Source organism: Spongiibacter thalassae, assembly GCF_012272835.1.
Lineage (GTDB): Bacteria > Pseudomonadota > Gammaproteobacteria > Pseudomonadales > Spongiibacteraceae > Spongiibacter > Spongiibacter thalassae.
Window position 1 is genome coordinate 120,299 of sequence record NZ_JAAWWK010000005.1, and the last position, 17,932, is coordinate 138,230.

Annotated in this window: 17 protein-coding genes; 4 read left to right on the forward strand and 13 right to left on the reverse strand. The window is 57.2% G+C overall.

What is annotated here, in order from left to right:
- Positions 1 to 4 precede the first annotated feature (4 nt).
- Positions 5 to 1,918, reverse strand: coding sequence for an alpha/beta hydrolase (locus tag HCU74_RS13910; RefSeq protein WP_168451043.1), 1,914 nt, complete (start codon positions 1,916 to 1,918; stop codon positions 5 to 7).
- Positions 1,919 to 2,642: 724 nt separating this feature from the next.
- Between HCU74_RS13910 and HCU74_RS13915 the strand changes: the two genes are divergently transcribed.
- The 3 genes from HCU74_RS13915 to HCU74_RS13925 all read left to right on the forward strand — a co-directional run bounded on the left by HCU74_RS13915 (position 2,643) and on the right by HCU74_RS13925 (position 5,315).
- Positions 2,643 to 3,374, forward strand: a complete 732-nt coding sequence (locus tag HCU74_RS13915) for a hypothetical protein (protein ID WP_168451044.1) — start codon at positions 2,643 to 2,645, stop codon at positions 3,372 to 3,374.
- A 119-nt stretch (positions 3,375 to 3,493) separates the two neighbouring features.
- Positions 3,494 to 4,327 carry a DUF3800 domain-containing protein gene (locus HCU74_RS13920; protein ID WP_168451045.1) on the forward strand — a complete coding sequence of 278 codons (834 nt, stop codon included), beginning with the start codon at positions 3,494 to 3,496 and terminating at the stop codon, positions 4,325 to 4,327.
- Between the two features lie 517 nt (positions 4,328 to 4,844).
- A complete protein-coding gene (locus tag HCU74_RS13925) occupies positions 4,845 to 5,315 on the forward strand; it encodes a pyrimidine dimer DNA glycosylase/endonuclease V (RefSeq protein WP_168451046.1) in 471 nt (156 codons plus the stop codon).
- 79 nt (positions 5,316 to 5,394) lie between these two features.
- On the opposite strand, the gene minE is transcribed toward HCU74_RS13925, so the two are convergent.
- The 12 genes from minE to HCU74_RS13985 all read right to left on the reverse strand — a co-directional run bounded on the left by minE (position 5,395) and on the right by HCU74_RS13985 (position 16,027).
- Positions 5,395 to 5,646: a cell division topological specificity factor MinE gene (minE, locus tag HCU74_RS13930; protein ID WP_168451047.1), complete on the reverse strand. Its 252-nt coding sequence runs from the start codon at positions 5,644 to 5,646 to the stop codon at positions 5,395 to 5,397.
- Positions 5,643 to 6,458, reverse strand: a complete 816-nt coding sequence (minD, locus tag HCU74_RS13935) for a septum site-determining protein MinD (protein ID WP_168451048.1) — start codon at positions 6,456 to 6,458, stop codon at positions 5,643 to 5,645. Before minD ends, minE begins: the two co-directional genes overlap by 4 nt.
- 60 nt (positions 6,459 to 6,518) lie before the next feature.
- On the reverse strand, positions 6,519 to 7,289 hold the full coding sequence (gene minC, locus HCU74_RS13940; protein WP_168451049.1) for a septum site-determining protein MinC: 771 nt from the start codon (positions 7,287 to 7,289) through the stop codon (positions 6,519 to 6,521).
- 109 nt (positions 7,290 to 7,398) lie between these two features.
- Positions 7,399 to 7,836 carry an acyl-CoA thioesterase gene (locus HCU74_RS13945; protein WP_168451050.1) on the reverse strand — a complete coding sequence of 146 codons (438 nt, stop codon included), beginning with the start codon at positions 7,834 to 7,836 and terminating at the stop codon, positions 7,399 to 7,401.
- 20 nt (positions 7,837 to 7,856) lie between these two features.
- Complete coding sequence (locus HCU74_RS13950) at positions 7,857 to 9,008, reverse strand: iron-containing alcohol dehydrogenase (RefSeq protein WP_168451051.1); 1,152 nt, start codon at positions 9,006 to 9,008, stop codon at positions 7,857 to 7,859.
- Positions 9,009 to 9,130: 122 nt separating this feature from the next.
- A complete protein-coding gene (locus tag HCU74_RS13955) occupies positions 9,131 to 9,811 on the reverse strand; it encodes a Fe2+-dependent dioxygenase (protein ID WP_168451052.1) in 681 nt (226 codons plus the stop codon).
- On the reverse strand, positions 9,795 to 10,994 hold the full coding sequence (locus HCU74_RS13960; RefSeq protein ID WP_246864646.1) for an alpha-hydroxy acid oxidase: 1,200 nt from the start codon (positions 10,992 to 10,994) through the stop codon (positions 9,795 to 9,797). The genes HCU74_RS13955 and HCU74_RS13960 overlap by 17 nt, the downstream gene beginning before the upstream one ends.
- 380 nt (positions 10,995 to 11,374) lie before the next feature.
- A complete protein-coding gene (locus HCU74_RS13965) occupies positions 11,375 to 13,672 on the reverse strand; it encodes a TonB-dependent receptor (protein WP_168451053.1) in 2,298 nt (765 codons plus the stop codon).
- Between the two features lie 3 nt (positions 13,673 to 13,675).
- The gene (locus tag HCU74_RS13970) at positions 13,676 to 14,479 is read right to left on the reverse strand and encodes an energy transducer TonB (RefSeq protein WP_168451054.1); all 804 of its coding nucleotides are present in this window, start codon (positions 14,477 to 14,479) and stop codon (positions 13,676 to 13,678) included.
- Positions 14,476 to 14,928 carry an ExbD/TolR family protein gene (locus tag HCU74_RS13975; protein WP_168451055.1) on the reverse strand — a complete coding sequence of 151 codons (453 nt, stop codon included), beginning with the start codon at positions 14,926 to 14,928 and terminating at the stop codon, positions 14,476 to 14,478. Before HCU74_RS13975 ends, HCU74_RS13970 begins: the two co-directional genes overlap by 4 nt.
- Positions 14,925 to 15,338, reverse strand: coding sequence for an ExbD/TolR family protein (locus HCU74_RS13980; protein ID WP_168451056.1), 414 nt, complete (start codon positions 15,336 to 15,338; stop codon positions 14,925 to 14,927). The genes HCU74_RS13975 and HCU74_RS13980 overlap by 4 nt, the downstream gene beginning before the upstream one ends.
- Entirely contained in the window at positions 15,335 to 16,027 is a 693-nt protein-coding gene (locus HCU74_RS13985; protein ID WP_168451057.1) for a MotA/TolQ/ExbB proton channel family protein, read from the reverse strand. The genes HCU74_RS13980 and HCU74_RS13985 overlap by 4 nt, the downstream gene beginning before the upstream one ends.
- A 488-nt stretch (positions 16,028 to 16,515) precedes the next feature.
- Here HCU74_RS13985 and HCU74_RS13990 point away from each other — a divergent pair, with 488 nt between their 5' ends.
- Positions 16,516 to 17,679 carry a hypothetical protein gene (locus HCU74_RS13990; protein WP_168451058.1) on the forward strand — a complete coding sequence of 388 codons (1,164 nt, stop codon included), beginning with the start codon at positions 16,516 to 16,518 and terminating at the stop codon, positions 17,677 to 17,679.
- Positions 17,680 to 17,932: the final 253 nt, after the last annotated feature.

Sequence of the window (17,932 nt, forward strand, 5' to 3'; positions counted from 1 at the left end):
CAGCTTACAAGGCGCCTTCTTTGTAGGGCACTTTCTGAAACAGCACATCGGTTATCTGCACCGTGCCGCTAGTGCGCTGGTCGAAGTGAACTTCAATATCGGTCAGCGCGGTAAGGTCCAGCCCGCCATCCACAATCGCCGTGGCATCGAGGGGAAACGGCAGCATATTGATCACCGTTTTGGCGCCGGTGTCCCGTGCTGAAACCGTCAGGCCGGGGGGAAAGTACAGCGCCTTACTGAACTCACTGGCCAGCAGTGTGACCTCCTTGCCGGCGGCATCCCGAAGCAGTAATGTAAAGTCCTGACCCTCCGCATTTTCCGGTGTCACGCTGACCCCCATCCGCAGGGTGAAGTAATCGCTGTCGCTGACATCCAGCCCTGAGTCGGGCAGTTCATAGTGAATCATTGAGCCGCTGCCCAGGTAGCTGGCAAACACCTGAGGTGCCTTGGAAATGGTCGAGGGCGAGGGGCAGCGGTCCTCGTTCATTCCCAGGGTGTCGTCAAGACTGCCGCCGTTGGGCTCACACCAGCCGGTTAGTACAAAGCCGTTATAGGCATTACTGGCAAAACGGTTCTGCGACAGAGAGGCATCGGTGAGGGTGTCGTCCACCACAATCAGGTGCTCGGCAGACTGGTGGAAGGACAGGTGCAGCAATTCCTGACACTCATCGACACCCTCAGGGCAGGCATTGACGGGAGCCGGTTCCGCACCGCTCCAGTATCCGGCGAACTGAGTCTCACCGCCGGCGAACAGCCGCAGAAAACTGCTGATAAGGAAGGCGCCGTGGCGTTTCTGGTCGCTGCGGCTGAAGCGTCCCGAGGTCGGTGAGCTTTCGGTACAGTAAGGGTCAAAGCCATTCAGGGTGGCATCGTCGTTAAACCAGAAGTCGTTGTAGTAATTGTGGTTGGCGCCCATCGCGGTAATCATAAATTGCGGCTGAGCGGTGTCGTTTTCGTTGTAGCGCACATTGTCGTACATATACACGCCGTGCAGGGTTGAAACATCGCCGTCGCAATAGGGCGACAGGGTGACCCACGCCGTGTCCAGCGGCAGCTCGGAGTCGAAATCTGTGGGCGCCAGGGAAAACACCGCCTTGATCTCGTGGGCCTGGTCAAAATCGCTCTGGCGTCTGAAGCGGGTGTCCTTGTTGTAGGTAATGGTTTTGGCCACACCATTGCCGCCCCGCGAGTGTCCCATCAGGCCAACCCGACTCATATCAATTGCACCGGCCAGCGGGCTGAAGTCATTGCCGTGGGAATCGGTGATGTAAGCGGAAGTGGGGTTTTCGCTGATATCCCGAAAAATATCCAAATGATGCAGAATGACTTCGGCGCGGGCGGTAATGCCCTGGTCGTTCGAGCCGGAATCCTGGGCGTTGATGTCATTCACATCAATGGAAATAACCACATAGCCCTGGGCCGCCATGGTTTCGGCAATATAGTCATAGCCCTTGTCAGAACGTATCGGCACCAGCCCATTGGCTTCGCAATCGGTGCCCGAGGATTCATCACCGTTGGCATCGCCGGTGGTCGAGCAGGTTGAGTGCCGACCGTGCTGAAACAGTATCAGCGGAAAACCCTCAGCAGGGGGCGCGTGCTCCGCGTCGATAAGGGGATAGTGGATCACACCAAGAATATCGACCGGGTCGCTGAATTCACTGGTGGAAAGCCCGGTATCGTCGTCGATATTTTGCGTGGCAACCACTGGCTCGTAGCGATAGTCGATAGCACCGCTGGCGGGGTAGGAACGGGGCAGGTCAGGGGTGCTGTTGTCGGGGGTGGTGTCGCCGGAATTTGCGATGGGCGCCGAGGGCGACGAACCACCGCCGCCGCAGGACACCGCGCCCAAGGCGAACAGTGTAAAAATCAGTGTGTGGCGAAAGAGTGACCGACGTTGCGGCGTGAATGGGCTTTCCATCAAATGCTCCTACTGGGAATCGAGGTACGTCATGCATTGAGTGACAGGCGACAAGCGGGGCCCCGGTTATTCGGCTGTGACATCTGTTTGAGTGCAGTGCTATTTGCAGCATTGCTATAGAGGCATTGCAGTTTTGGTGCCAGCGTGCCCCGACCTGCACCAAAGCGAGAACAGTGCCGCAAATTTCGCCGAATTAGCCGAAAAATCCCTGTCGATGTGCGTGGTAACAGTGCGGGTAAATGTGGTTGTGCACCGAAATGTGTTCGGTGAATATATTTCGAGGTCTTTTGGAATCTTTCGCTATCGTGCTGCTGTGATAGATGCGGCGTTTGCACGCCAGGCCTGGATTGACCCTTTTAAAGCACCAACAAAAGCGGGCAGTCAAACGCATGGCCACGGCCATGAGCTGAGGCAGTTGACTACCTGCGTGAACATTTCCAATGTCGAAATATGCGTGCGTTCAGTCAGTGGTGGCTCGTTAACGCGGCAGGGCGTCGTATAAGTTGTTGATTTTTTAGAGTGCGTGTTTATGATCATAAGAAAGGAATGAAGAAAAAGTACAGGGAGCAAGTCTTGCTAACGTCGACAGTCCATTCCATGAAATACATTCCAGCCCTTTATATTGCTGGGGTTTTTGATCGCTCTTCAAATTTTGTCCCCGAGATAGGGAGCCGAAGTAATATAAGGTTCTGCTCTTCGTTAAAAACTGTTAGCTGATAAAAGCATGAGTAGCGAAGTAGACCTGGCCGCGCTGGCGGAAGAAATCGAACAACTGGAGGGTAAGTTCGTCCATTCCAGCAGTTCTGGCTATTTCCTCAAAACTGATGATCAGGCCGAGTTTAAACGCATCGTCGTTGAGGCCAAGTCAATCTTGGACGCTGAACTTGGGCGCGCAAACGATTTTTCGATGAACCTGATTAGTTCAATAAATTCAGGGAGCGATGGGTTTTTCGGTGGCCCGTCCATGGCTAAGGTGAAGGAAACACGTAAAGTTTTGGTCGGAAGTCTCAATCATCTACGACGAAGGCATAACTTTGGGGTGCTGCAAAGAAAGCCAACTTCACCGGCATATATTGATACAACCCGCCTTGCAGAGTTACGGGGCATAGTAGGTCAAAATTGGGATATGGCTCGCTTGGTTCGGCTTTGCGAGGAATTGAACATCGCACACGAGAATGGTTGCCTCATGAGCATTGCGATGCTCGTTCGCGCAATCTTGGATCACATTCCACCGATCTTCGGGTGCAAGAATTTTGCTGAGGTGGTAAATAACTATCCGGGTAGTAAGTCCTTCCGAGGCTCGATGCAGCATTTGGATAAAGCGTTAAGGCACGTTGCAGACTCACTTCTGCACCAACAAATCCGGAAGCGTGAATCGTTGCCGAGTCCTACTCAGGTAGATTTCAGGGCAGGTGTTGATGTCTTGCTTGGAGAAATAGTCCGTGTGCTTGGGTGAGTTGTCAGTAAGCGAATGACTGCAGGTGACTGTTGGCCCGCCACCTAATGTCGCTTCCCCAAAAGTAGGCGTTGCCTCAAGCGCACCTAATCTAAGGCGTTGTGGATAAGAGGTGAACGATGGAGTTGTTCTTTGCTGATGATTCTACGCACAACGGTGTTCGTGATGGAATGGGAAAAATCATCTCGTTCGGTGGTGTTTTTGTATCGCCGTTGGCGCTAATGCCACTAGAACAAAAAATTACAGATATTTGTCAAAAAAATTATGGGGTTCCTGACGGCGAAGAAATAAAGTGGTCTCCGAAGAAAAAGTCATGGATTTATGAAAATTTACATGGCGAGAAAAGGACGGAGTGTTATCGCGAAATCTTACAGTCAGCCCTAGATCACGGTGTCAAAGCAATTGTAATTTGTTGGGACGAAGGAAGAACGACATTAAAAGGCGAGCGCGCTTTCAATAAAGCCCTAGACTTTGCCTTTGAACGTATTTCACTTCATCTAGAGAAGCAAGATACCATAGGCCTTATGATCGCAGATCGTCCAGGCGGTAGTCACAAGCAAGATGAGGCATTTCTGGCAGAGTTTCTTGAGCGCGTTAACGGCGGTACGGTTCATGTAGGTCCAGACCGAATAGCACTCAATATACTTACCACCCCTTCTCACCTTGTTAAGCATCTACAGCTAGCTGACTTGGTCACGTCTATTACTGCAGCTATGGTTGCAGGACAAGATAGGTACGCTGGCGAGTTATTCCCCTTAGTTAAATATATGCTTATTAGCAATCATTTCGGATACATCGGTGGCTCAGGGTTAAAGCTATTTCCGGATGAGCTGTGGAATCTCTACCACTGGGTTCTAGGTGAGGACGCATATGTAAAAGTCAGCAGCGCGGCGGGTATTATTCTTCCAAAAACAGGGCTGCCTTATGCCGAAAATTCACGCAAAGCAAAATAGGTGGAAAGGCGACGTGGCTGCTTGCGGCGTTTTGAGTAAAGGCGATCATGGCAAATAACTGGAATATCCCAGCATGGCTGGAGGCAGAGGTTCGCGAGCGGGATAAAGTCTGCGTGTACTGCAAACAAGCGTTTCTTTCGACAAAAGACTCAGCCAAGCATTCTGCGAGTTGGGAGCACATCATCAATGATGCAAAAATTATTAGCAGAGAAAATATTGCGCTATGCTGTAGGGGGTGTAATGCGAGCAAGGGTCAAAAGCAATTGTCGGTTTGGCTCCAGTCAAAGTATTGCAAAGAACGCGGTATATCGCCGGAAACAGTAGCACCCATTATTAAGCAGGCAATCGGAAATGGGCAGTGAGTATACGCGTAGCAAGGCCAATCATCACCGCAGCGTATTTTCGTTCCCGATCTCTACAATTGGTGAGGGCAGGTATTTGGGGGCGTCATTACATCCTGTGCCAGAGAAATTGCAAATAGCCGTAATAATAAACACTGACCACCTGCGGTAACTGAATGAATATTTTTATTCTTGACGAAGACGTCGAGCGCTGTGCGGCGTATCACTGCGACCAGCATGTGGTGAAGATGATTTTGGAGAGCGTGCAGCTGTTGTGTACGGCCCTTAATAAAAAGCAGTTTGAAACCCCCTATAAATCCACCCACAGCCAGCACCCCTGTGTGCTCTGGGTAGAGGAGTCCTGGGATAATTTTCAGTGGTTGGTTGCGCTGACCCACGCGCTGAACCGGGAATACCGCTACCGCTACAACAAGGATGTTGATCACAAGTCGATGGCGGTGCTGGCGCAGATCGAGGGGCTACGCTATGAATCGAAGGGGTTGATGCCCTTTGCCCAGGCGATGCCGGAACATTATAAAGTGCCCGGCGATGCGGTGCGGGCCTACCGGCAGTTTTATCGTGGTGATAAACAGCATTTTGCGCGCTGGAGCAAACGCGAGGCGCCGGACTGGCTGTTCGAGGAATAGGGGTGTGTCATGTTGCTTGCGGGCAAGCTCCTGAAGCCTGAAAGCGTTTCAGGAGCTTGCCCGCGAGGGGAGGGGCGGCTTAGCGGTCCGGCAATGTGATGTTCAGTTCCAGAACCGAGCAGTTGCCGTTGTTGTCCAGGGCGACCTCAACTTGATCCTGATCGACATCAACATACTTGCGGATTACCTCCAGTAATTCCTGCTGGAGCTTGGGCAGGTAGTCCGGCTGATTACGCTGATTGCGTTCGTGGGCAACAATAATTTGCAGTCGCTCTTTGGCGACCGAAGCGCTGTCTTTCTTGTTGTTGCGGAAGTAGTCAAAAATACTCATGCACTCCTCCGAAACAGACGCTTGAACAAACCTTTGTGCTCCATGTTGATAAAGCGGTGCTCTACATCGTCGCCCAGCAATCTTGCTACCGCGTCGGTGTAGGCTTGGCCGGCGGTGCTGGTGGCGTCGTGGATTACCGGCACACCCTGGTTCGAGGCCTTCAATACGGTTTCTGACTCGGGAATGACCCCCAGCAGTTTGGTGGCGAGTATTTCCTCGACGTCGGCCACGGCGAGCATTTCACCCTTGGCGACCCGCTCGGGGTTGTAGCGGGTCAGCAGCAGGCATTCTTCAACACGTTCGCCGTTTTCCGCGCGGCGGGACTTGCTCTGCAAAATGCCGAGGATGCGGTCGGAGTCGCGTACCGAGCTTACCTCTGGGTTGGCAACCACAATGGCGGTGTCGGCAAAATACAGGGCCATAAAGGCGCCGTGCTCGATACCTGCGGGGGAATCGCAAATAATATATTCAAAGCCGTCGGCGGCGAGGTCGGTGAGGACTTTTTCAACCCCTTCTACCGTCAGTGCATCCTTGTCGCGGGTTTGGGAGGCGGGCAGGATGTACAGATTCTCGACGCGCTTGTCTTTAATCAATGCCTGGCGCAGGTTGGCATCGCCGTTGATAACATTGACGAAGTCGTACACCACTCGGCGTTCGCAGTTCATCACAATGTCGAGGTTGCGCAGGCCGATGTCGAAGTCGATGACAGCGGTTTTATGGCCGCGCAGGGCCAGGCCACTGCTGATTGCGGCGCTGGTGGTGGTTTTGCCCACGCCGCCTTTACCTGAGGTCACTACAATTATTCTTGCCAAAATAAGACTCCCTTAAGACGTTGGGCGTTGGACTGCGAACGCCGGCTAAGTGGTGTTGGTTCAGCTCAGCGGCTGAATCACTAAAGTTTGTTCATCCAGATGGATTTGCCGTGGGGCCTTCCAGTGCTCTGCGCGCATATCCTCGTCGAGTTTGAAGTTGCCGGCAATAGAGACCAGTTCGGCTTCCAGACTCTGACAGAAAATTCGCGCCGAGGTGTCGCCACGGACCCCCGCCAATGCACGACCGCGCAGTGCGCCATACACGTGGATATTGCCATCGGCCAGCACCTCGGCGCCCGCCGACACAGAAGACAGCACAATCAAGTCACCCCCGGCGGCATATACCTGCTGGCCAGATCGAATCGGGGTGTTCACCACTTTGGTGGGGCCGGCGGAGGGCAGCGGTTCGGGGCTGGGGGCTTCCTCTTTGGCCGGGGCCGGGTCCGGTGCGGGGGGCGCCGTGCTGGCCACCTCGCTTACCTTGGTTTTTCCGGCGGGCATGATGGCCAGTGCCAGGTCTGTTGCCTGGGTGAGAATGGCGTCGTCGCCGCTGCGCAGCGCCGCAGGCATCAGCCCGTGCTCACGGCACAGGCCGCAAATCTCGCCAAGGGGCGGTGTCAGGGTGCCCTCGAAGGTGTCAAAATTGAGTACCACCGGGGTGTGCTGAAAAAAAGCCGGGGCCTCGGCGGCCTTCTGGGCGAGTTGTTCGGTGAAAGCGTCACGTTCGTAGTGGCTGATATCCAGTTGGGTCAGCGGAAAGAGACCGGCTTTCAGGCGAAATTGCGCCGTGCTGGCAAAGGGAAGTTCGGCATTTTGCGATTTTGAATCCATACGGCGGAGTTTACCGGAATCTGTAACGAAAGAGGCGATTTCTTATAGCCCTTTGACGGTAGATTGGCAAGATAGTGCGGCGCAGGGGCGAGTTTTCCTGCGCCGGCCCCTAGCTGCTCATCAAACTGGCCAGTGTGTCGCGCAGGCTGCCGGAGATGGGCACGGGCTTTTCGGTTTCGCGGTTGACAAAAACATGGGTGAAACGGCCGTGGGCGGCGGCGGTGTCTTCCCCCTGACGGAAAATTGCCAGGCCGTATTCCACTGAGCTGTTGCCCAGTCGATTCACCCGCAACGCCCCGTCGAGGGTGTCGGGAAAGGCCACCGCGCTGCGGTAAAAACACTCGCTGTGCACGATGTAGCCAATTTCCTTGCCGTGGTGAATATCCAGACCACCTTGCTCAATTAAAAAGGTATTGGCGGTGGTGTCGAACCAGGAGTAGTAGTTGACGTTGTTGGCGTGGCCGTAAACATCGTTGTCCATCCAGCGCAGGGTAATGGGCGTAAACCAGTGGTAGTGGTCACGCCGCAGCAGGGTATCGTCTGACATAGGGCTTACCGTGTGAGAATTTAATAGGCCGCGCGGTACAGGGCGAGGGCGTCAGCCTCGCTGACCGTGCGGGGATTGTTAACCAGCAGCCGCTGTTGTTGCAGGGCGTCGCTGGCCAGAAGGGGCAAATCTGCCTCAGCAATGGCGCAATCGCGCAGACGCTGGCTGAGGCCGAGTGCGGCGGTCAGCTCATCGAAATACGCCGCGAGCACCAGCCCGCCGTCGGCTTTGCAGTGTGTGCCCGTAATGAGACTGGCCAGCTCACTGTACCAGTGGTTGGCCTGAGCATTGGCGTTATTGAAGCGCAGCACATGGGGCAGCATCAGTGAGTTGCTTAACCCGTGGGGCAAATGGTAATTGCCACCCAGAGGATAGGCCAGCGCGTGCACGGCGGCGACGGGGGCATTGGCGAAGGCCTGTCCGGCCAGGCAGGCGCCAAACAGCATGGCCTGGCGGGCATCGAGATCGTCACCCTGTTGGCAGGCTCGGCGAAGATGCCCGGCCATCAACCCCAGTGTTTCCCGGGCGAGCATATCGGAATAGGGGTTTTTGCGGTGGATGCTGGTGTAGGCCTCAATGGCGTGCACCATCGCGTCGATGCCGGTCATGGCGGTAATTGCACTGGGTAAACCCACGGTTAGCTCGGCGTCGAGCAGGGCGACATCGGGGAATAACTGGGGAGCGACGACCCCCATCTTGCTGGTGCTGCCGGTGGTGACAATGGCCACGGCGGTCACCTCTGAACCGGTGCCCGCGGTGGTCGGAATCAGAATCAGTGGCAGGCGTTGTCCCTGGGCCTGATTGACGCCGTAGATCTCTGTTAGCGACTGCCCCGATCGCGCCAGCAGGGCGACCAGCTTGGCGGTGTCCATCGAGCTGCCGCCACCAAAGCCAATAATGCCGTCGGCGGCAAAGTCTTTGGCCTGGGACAGGCCGGCGTAGATAATTGCCTCGGGTGGGTCGGCGACGACCTCGGCAAAGCTGCTAAAGGGCATGTTGGCTTGGCTGAGCAGGGTTTCCAGCCGCTGCAGCAGCCCCAGCTGTTGAATACCGGGGTCGGTGACGATCAGTGGCCGGGTGATGCCCTGCTGTCGGCAGAGGTCGGCGATATGTTGAATGCCGCCCAGCTCGTTGACCAGTGAGCGGCAGGTGGTAAAGCTGAAATTGTTCATACACGCGGGCCAATACAGGTTGTGAACAGGCCCAGCTTAGCAGACCCGCCGCAATCGAGTCTTCGCTGGGCTGAATACCCTCTATTCAACAGGAGAATATTCCTGCAGGAAAGCCTCGCGTCCTACACTGTGGCCCAGTCGCGCAGCAGGTTGTGGTAAAGGGCGCTCAGGTTAAGCACCTCGGCATCGTCGGCGCCCCGTTCGCTACTGAGCACCTGTATGCTTTGGTCGAGGCTGAACAGTTTCTCACGGTGGTCGTCGCTGGCGACCATGCTCTGTACCCAGAAGAAGGCGGCCAAACGCTGTCCGCTGGTGACGGGCCGTACTTCGTGCAGGCTGGAGGCGGGATACAGTAGCAGGTCGCCGGCGGCGAGCTTGACCGACTGCGCGCCAAAGCGGGTTTCAATCATCAGTTCGCCCCCTTCATAGCTGTCGGGTTCGGATAAAAACAAGGTGCCGGATATATCTCCGCGCAGGGCCTCGCCGTTATCCAGTCGCAGAATCGCGCTGTCGGTGTGCAGGCCGTAGTGGCCGCCCTGCTGGTAACAGTTGAAGCGGGGTGGAAAGATTTTGTGGGGCAGCGCCGCAGAGACAAACTCTGGCCAGGTGTGAAGTTTTTTGACTAACGCGGAAGACAGGGCGCGGGCGATATCACAGTGGGGGTCAACCTGCAGATTGGTTTTTACCCGCGCGGCACTGGCGCCTGCGGTCAGCGCCCCCGCCTGCCAGGTGGCCGAGGCCAGTTGTTGGCGGCAGTGCTCCACTTCCTGGAGGCTCAATACCTTATTAATGGTCAGTAGCATGATTGGTCTCGCAGCCTGGAATATCAGGGGAAAAATCTCGGGGAATGATTACCGCGTCGCGGGAAATATCCGCCGGTGTCTGGCAGCCGCTTAGCGCGAGGGTGAGTTCGAATTCCTCCTTCAATGTTCGCAGCAAATGGGCGACCCCCAGTGCGCCGGCTACCGACAGTGCGTAAAAGCAGGGTCGCCCCAGCAGCACCGCATCGGCTCCCAGAGCCAGTGCCTTGAACACGTCGCTGCCCCGGCGAATGCCGCTGTCCAGCAGCACTGTTGCAGCGGTGCGGTGCGGATGGCTGGCGGCGAAGGCATCAACGGTGCGGCGAATTAATGGCAGCATACGCAGACTGGCGGGGCAGCCGTCGAGACTGCGCCCACCGTGATTGGAAACCACCAGACCGTCCGCGCCAAGGAGCAGGGCCTGGCGGGCATCCTCGGGGTGAATAATGCCTTTTACAATCAGCGGCAGAGCGGTTTGGCTGCGCAGCCACGCCAGTTCGTCCCAGTCCGGGGCGTCGGCCATAATGCCGTTGAGAATAATGCTTTCATCTTGTTTCAGCGGGCGTGGAGGTGGCGGGGCAAGCTCCCGCAGGTTTGCCGCCTGAACATTGTCGGGCAGGGCGAATCCGGCGCGCTGGCTGCGGTTGCGAATGCCGGTAACGCTGCTGTCAACGGTGACCACAATGGCGCGGTAGCCCGCTTGCTCGGCGCGCCTCACCAAGGCCAGGGTATTCGCCCTTGACGCCTGAAAATACAGCTGAAACCACTTGGGGGAGCGGCCCGCCGATGCCACTCGCTCAAGGCTGCAGGAGGCCAGAGTGCTGCATACAAAACCGCAATCCAGTGCGTCAGCGGCGGCGGCCGTGGCCAGTTCGCCCTCGGGGTGGGCGAGTTGCTGATAGGCCAATGGTGCGACAACCATCGGGCTGGCGTAGCGGTCGCCAAACAGACTCAGCTGCGCCGAAGCTCGATCAAAACGGCGCAGCATACGCGGCAGTATCTGCACTTGCTGAAAGGCATCGCGATTACCGCGCAGGGTGATTTCATCGCCGCTGCCAGAGGCGATATGTTCGTAGGTGGAGTGGGGCAGCGCTTCACGGGCGTGGCGCTCGTAATCGTCGGCGCAGACGATGTCCGGGGGAATTTCGCTTAAAGGGTAGTGGGTGGTCATGGTTGCATTGCCCATTGGTGTTTTTGCTTGCCGGGTACTGCGTTGCTTACGAGTTTTATTGAAAGCATTTGTTTCGCCCAGTTGGGCGAGTTACGTTTTTAGCCAACGGTACTTTCAACCTGCGTGGAGTCCCTTCAGCGCCGCCGAGCACTGGAGCACGTCACGGATGAAGCGTAAAGCTGTCTGAGGCCGCAGGCCGAGTTCTTTACGCGCCGTGACGTGTGAAGCGCGCAGGGGATCGATGGCGTTTTTTTTGCCATCGACGGTGATGCAGGGACGGGTTTTCTTGGTGACTTCTTTTCCGAAAAGAAGTCACTCGCCCAGCAGGACGAAACCCAGGCAATCAACCCCCCGCGCTAATCAGCAGTGCTTATGCCGGTGTTTAACCTCGCCGATCAGAACTCATACTGCACACTCAACTGAGCATTCCTCCGATCCCCAATATACGCAAACGAGCCACTGCGATATGCCGTCAGGTAGTAGTCCTCGTCGCTTACGTTACCAATATTCAAACGAGTGCTCAGCTGCTCGTTAAAGCGGTAGCTGGCAAACAGGTCGAACACGGTATAGCTGGGCACGCTGCGCTCCTCGTTGGCGGCGCTGTCGGGCTGGCCGACAAAGGCTTCGCTGGAGTAGGTGGCGGTTGCCCCGACCGAGAAGGCGTCAACCGGCTGGTAGCGCAGTTGCAGGAACAGGCTCTTGTCAGCGAAGTTCGCCAGGGTTTTGCCCTCGTTTGCAGGGTCAACGCTGTTGAGTATTTTGGCGTTCATCAGCGCGGCGCCAAACTGTGTGCTCAGGCGTGGAGTGATATTGCCGACCAGCGACACTTCCACGCCGTCTACGCGGTTTTTACCGGTGTTGAGTGTGCCGGTGGTGTCGTAGTCGGCACCTTCCATCACATCGTCTTTAGTGATCTGGAAGACGGCGGCGCTGGCCAATAGTTTGTTGTCGAGAATATTCCACTTGGTGCCCAGCTCCAGATTTTCCGTTTGCTCCGGCTTGCTCTGGTCAACCACGTCGCTACTGCCACACAGGCCGCCATAGCCGCAGTTGCCGCCAACGTCGGATTCGCCGCCGTTGATATTGGCGGAGCTGCTGTAGGTAAGGTAGACATTGGCGTCTTCGTTGATGTTGTAGACCAGACCGATATGGCCGTTCCACAATTCATCGGAATAGGTGTAGTCAGAGACTACGCCACGGCTGTTAACGGTGTTGCTGTAGTCGAAGCTGTCCAGGCGCAGACCCAGAAATACACTCCAGTACTCACTCAGGTCGATGGTGTCCATTACCGCCAGCGATACGGTATCGATGCTGTAGTCGACATCGGCATCGCCACGGCTGATTTGACGGCCCATCAAGGTATTGATATTGGAGACTTCGTTGCCGCTGGGGTCGATGATGCAATAGCTGTCCCTGGGGCCGCCGCGACCGCTGACCACACAGTTGGTGGCGCCGTTATTGGTGACGTTGTAATTGCCGTTTATTACATCGTGCTGGCTGTATTCTGCACTGAACAGCCATTGGTGCTGCTGCCCGGCGAGTTCGGTGTTCCAGTACAGGTTCAGTTGGTTGACGAAATAGTCCACCTCCTGCCAGCCCTGGTGGGTGCTGAGGCTGATGGTGGCCGCACCGGGGGCGTCGGGGTCGCTGGCGTCGCGATTGGTGCCGCGGGCGCCGGTGACGACGTAGCCGTTTTCGGTGGTGCCATAGCGGGTGGCGTTTTCCAGGCGCAGGGCGTCGTTAAAGGTGTAGCCGACACGCAGGGTCAGCGTTTGTACATCGGACTCCAGAAAGTCTTCGTTCTGACTGTACACAGGGATGGCGTCGTTGGCTTTGCCAGTGCTGCCATCTATGTAGGAACCGAGGTCGGGCTGGTCGTCTGCGCTCAGGTAGTAAGCGTCGGCGGTGATGTCGAGACGTTCGCTGGCCTGGGTGGTGGCGGAAATTGCCGTGCCATTGCGTTCGCGGTCGGCGGGGGCGCGGTCGGGGACATCTTCATAGGCGTGCAGCACATTGACCCGCACCGCAGTGGTGTCGGATACCGGCTGGTTGCTGTCCAGAGTCACGCGGCGGTAATTGTCGGTACCCAGGCCCGCTTCAATCTTGTTAAAGCTGTAGTCGGTGCTCGCCTGCTTGGTAATGCTGTTGACCGCGCCGCCGGTGGAACCGCGTCCGGCAAAGGTCGAGCTGGGGCCCTTGGTGATTTCGATCTGTTCCACCGCAAAGCTCTCGCGGGTGGTCATGCCGGGGTCGCGCAGGCCATCGACGAACACATCGCTGCGGGCCTCGTGACCGCGAATCACATAGCGGTCGCCAAAGGCATTGCCGTTCTCACCGGTGCCCAGGGTAATACCGGGTTGGGCGGCGAGTATGTCCTTGAGGTCGGCACGGCCAGACTCCTGAATTTGTACCTGGGTTAATACCTGAATGGTTTGCGGAGTGTCGGCCAATGCTTTGACATGGCGGCGATCACCGGAAATGCGTGCCTTGTAGGGCGCGCCGGGCTCTGCGTAGGGGTTGGTGTCGAGGGTGCGTTCTTCCACCTGCAGAGTGTCCAGCTCAAAGGGTTCGTCGGCGGCCTGTTGCGCCAGGGCACTGCCGGTGATCAGTATGCTGCCCATGGTGAAGGCGCTGTGGGCGGCGCGAAAACGTCGTTTGCGCAAACTCAGCGCGGTGGCGGTGTTGTCAGTCATGTCCTACTCCTTGAAAGAGGTGTTGGTAATTAAGGAAAACTCTATTGGTATAACGATGCTTATCTGCTCGCGTCCGAGCTTGTCGGGTAGCGCGGGCACCGGACTGGCGGCGGCCAGCATGTCGAGTGCTGCCCGGTCCAGTAACGGATGGCCCGAGCTGGCGCGCAGCTGGGCATCGCTGATTTCTCCGTTGCGATGGATGGTGAACTGCAATTTCACAGTTCCCTCCTGCTTTTCTTTTTTTGCTGTTATGGGATAGGTTTTGTGCCGATTCAGCCAGGCGCTGAGTTCGGCAAAATAGCCCCGCGCGCCGCCTGCCTTGCCCCCGGCCTGGCGTTGCTCGCCGCTGCCGGTGGCGCGCTGCTGGTTTACCGTGGCGTCGGCGTCGGAGGTGTGCGGATTTGGCGACTCGGTTGCCCGGTTAGATTCCTTCCTTGGCGCGTCTTCTTCCACCGGTGTGGTGGCGCTATCGCGCTCGTTTGTCGTCGGCGCTTTCGGCTCGGCGGCGACCGCTGGCTGAGTGGCGGCCTGTGCAATAGGGGGTGCTTGTACCGATTGGAGTGTCGGCGCTGGCACGGGGGCAGGCCGGGGCGCGGGTGGGCTTTCCGGTTTGGCGGGGGGAGTTGAGCGCGCCTGTAATTCGGCATAGGAGCCGGCCAGACCAATGCCGACATCCAGACCGTGGTCGCCATCGGCCTTTGCGCCCTCCGTGTTGTGCTCAGTGTGAGACAAAAGGGTGTTGGCCACGGCCAGATGAATCAGTGCGGCGATACCGATGCTGAATGCCCAGGGTGCAGAGGTATTCATTGCGCGGCCGTGTCCGATGAGCTGGAGTCTGCTTCTGTGAGCAGATGCAGGGTCAGGTTCTGCGCGGGCAGGCTGCTCAACACCGTCGATAACGCGGCGGCGGTAACTGCGCGGTCGGCGTAGAGCTTTACCTGCTGACCAGCTTCCAATGACGCGAGAGCCGCGCGCAGTTGCTTGTCGGCCACGGGGCTGCCATCAACCCAGATTTGTCCCTGAGCATTAAGGTGGATTGCCACCCTTGTTTGGTGAGACGCTGCGGGGGCTGCGTTGGTCGCGACACGGGCCAACTCCACCCCGGTGGGCGCGGCGGGGCGGAGTTGCCCGGCCACCATAAAAAAGACCAGCAATAGAAAGACAATATTAATCAGTGGAATCAGGTTGTCGTCGCCCTGGTTTCGCCGCCGGGGTTGAACGATGGTCCCGCTTTCAGAAGACATCTCGCTGGTCATAACCCGTCCTCTCCAGCAAGGGGGTGAGAGCGTCCGAGCAGCACCTTTACGCCCGCCGTTTGTAGGGCTGTCAGTGTTGTCACCATCTGTTGCAGGGAAACCTCGGGCGCGGGGAGCAGGGTGATGCTTTGCCGGGTGTCGATGCGGGCTAACAGGGTTTCCAGTGGAGCGTCCTGCCGTTGTTGGCCGCGTTGGTAGCTCATGGTGCTGTCGCTGTGAAGCAGCAGGAACTGCGGCGTAGTGCCGTTATCGACACCTCCCTCTCCAGCGAGTGCCAGAGGCAGGGCCTGCCAGCGGCTGAAGCTGCTCGTTAACATAAAAAACATCAGCAGAATGAACACCACGTCTATCAATGCTGTAAGGCTAATTGGTTTGGCTTTTCGTGCGGGGAGAAGTGTGGTCGTGCTCATGGTACGGCTACGGCATTGTGTGTTGTTTCCGGGGTTGGCGCGGTGGCCAGGGAGTTGCGCAGTTGCGGCTGGGCAGCATAGAGGCCGAGAAATCGTTCAAGGTCGTTTTGTAACGCCATGGTCTCGCGTTCGACTCGGCGCTCCAGCCAGCTGTGGGCGAGAGACACCGGAATAGCAACAAGCAAGCCGGCGGCGGTGGTCAACAGGGCCTGCCAGATGCCACCGGATAGAATGGCCGGATTTACCTGGCTCCCTGCGGCTTCCATTGCACGAAAAGCGTCGATCATACCGAGTACGGTGCCGAGCAGACCCAATAGTGGTGCAAGATTGGCGATCACTTCGAGAATGCGCAGGTGACTGGCCATGTGCTGTGCGCTGAGGCGGGCCTGGCGCAGCAGTTCGTTGCGCAGCTCCGGTTGCGGGAGCGCGCCGCTCGCAGCGAGTGAAATCCCCGCTGACAGCAGTTGTGCGCGCGGGCCTTTGGGCGTGTTAAGCCGCATTTTGGCTTCGCGGTGTTTACCCTGGCCTAGCAGTGCGAACGCGGGGTCGGTATTGTCGCGGTGAACCCTGAATGCAATAAACAAGTGCCATAGTTTGTACAACACGGTACTCAGGGCGCACAGGGAGAACAGGCCAAGCACGACAATAACCGGGTCGGCTGCGACAAGGGTGGTGAGGGGGTTGGGCATGTTAATCTCTTGTGCGAATGATAATAGTTCTCAATATTATTCGTAATTGCGCGTTGGGGTCAAGGGCTCTGTAGAGCAGTCTTTTGCGAAAGACTGTGTTCATTGTGCGCTGGCCCTCATTGGTGTTGTCAGGGCGGGGAGAGTGATCGACAGTAAATGCGCGGGTGAACTAAAATGTGTCTTAGAGGTCACTGCTTATGTAAGGCGCGTCACACGACCTTTGTGACATCAGTTCGCAGCCCGCTACAAGTAGCGCGGGATTAAGTTACTTGGAGTGTGTTTGCCTGCGATCTGTAGCGTCGACAGTTGAACTTGCAGAACGGTATGTTCTGACGGCCCTGACAACATCAATATTCAGAGCCGCGGCGATGTAACAGTCTCCTTATGCGAGACGTTGCCGACACTTCTATATATAGCGCCGTGGATGAAGGGCTATACCAACAAAATATTCGGGAAACTCGAATATGGATTTTGAGGAGTTACGAAATATGTCATTTCGCATAGCGAAAAACAGTTTGGCACTGGGTGTTTCACTGGTGATTTCCGGGATGAGTCACGCGCAGCTGGAGGCCTTGCCGGTTCCGACCGATGCGCTCGGGGGCGTACCTGGTATCGACGGTGCGGGCCTCGATGCCCTGCCAAGTCTTGATGCCCTGCCCACCGACGCACTGCCGGTGGATATTCTGGGTATGATCCCCTCTGGCGGTGGTGGCGGAGCGCCGTCGCCAGATGACCTGCCGGGTCTTGACGCTCTGCCAGGCGCCGATGCGCTACCGGGGCCAGAGGCCCTTCCAGCTGATGTGCTCAGCATGATTCCCGCTGGCAATGAAGAAGGCGAAGATGGTGAAGGTGAACAGGGTGGCGATGCGCCGTCACTGGATGCGCTGCCTGGTCCTGATGCCTTACCTGGAGCCGACGCACTGCCGGTGGATGTTCTGGGCATGATTCCCTCTGGCGGTGATGGCGGTGCGCCGTCGCCTGATGCGTTGCCCGGCCCGGACGCTTTGCCGGGCCTTGATGCCTTGCCCGGAGCTGATGCACTGCCGGTGGATGTTCTGGGTATGATTCCCTCCGGCGGTGGCGGCGGAGCGCCGTCGCCCGATGCACTGCCTGGTGCTGATGCCCTGCCTGGCCCCGACGATCTTCCCGCGCCGAGTGGGGGTGGTGGCGATGCGCCTGCGCTGCCTGGTCAGGAGATCGTTGAACAATATATTCAGGAATACCAGGCCTATCTCGACCCGGCCAAGGTCGATATGGTCGCGGGTGCCGTGCAGAACTTTGTCAATGTAGTGGCTGCCGACCCGACCGTGCTGGCCAATTCCGGGTCGTCACTCACACCTGAATTGATTTTGCAGATGTTCCCGGTGCTGGGAGTGATGCAGGATGATCCGGCAGCCTTGCCCGCTTATTTCGCTGAAGGGGGAACCCTGGTGAACCCGACGATTGCCATTGTGCCTCCGGCGCCTCTGGTAAATCGTTCAGCGCCAATGCCAGAAGGTGGCGGTGGCCTTCCCCTGGGCTCGCCTTCGATGGACAGTGGCGACGATGAAGAAGCTCTGCCCGCTCCCAGCGCAGACGCTCTGCCTGTAGATGTTGCGGGCATGCTTCCCGAGGGCGAACTGCCTGGTCCTGAAGCGCTTCCTGCACCCTAACTAATAGACTAAACCGCAATTGCGGTGTCTGTTGCAATGCTACGGCCCGGACTCTCCGGGCCGTTTTTTATCAAGCCTTTTCCCTTTTCGCCGCGTTTGTTTTTCTCGTGGACTCTGCGTTTACCTCCTCTCTCTATCGCAACAAGTGATGTGCGTCACTTTTTGTCGTGCAAATTTTGTGGGCCAGCGCTCATAACGTCGCCCGATAGGTAGAAGTGCGTATGGGAATACGCTTCTTTCCTTAGTAGTTTCA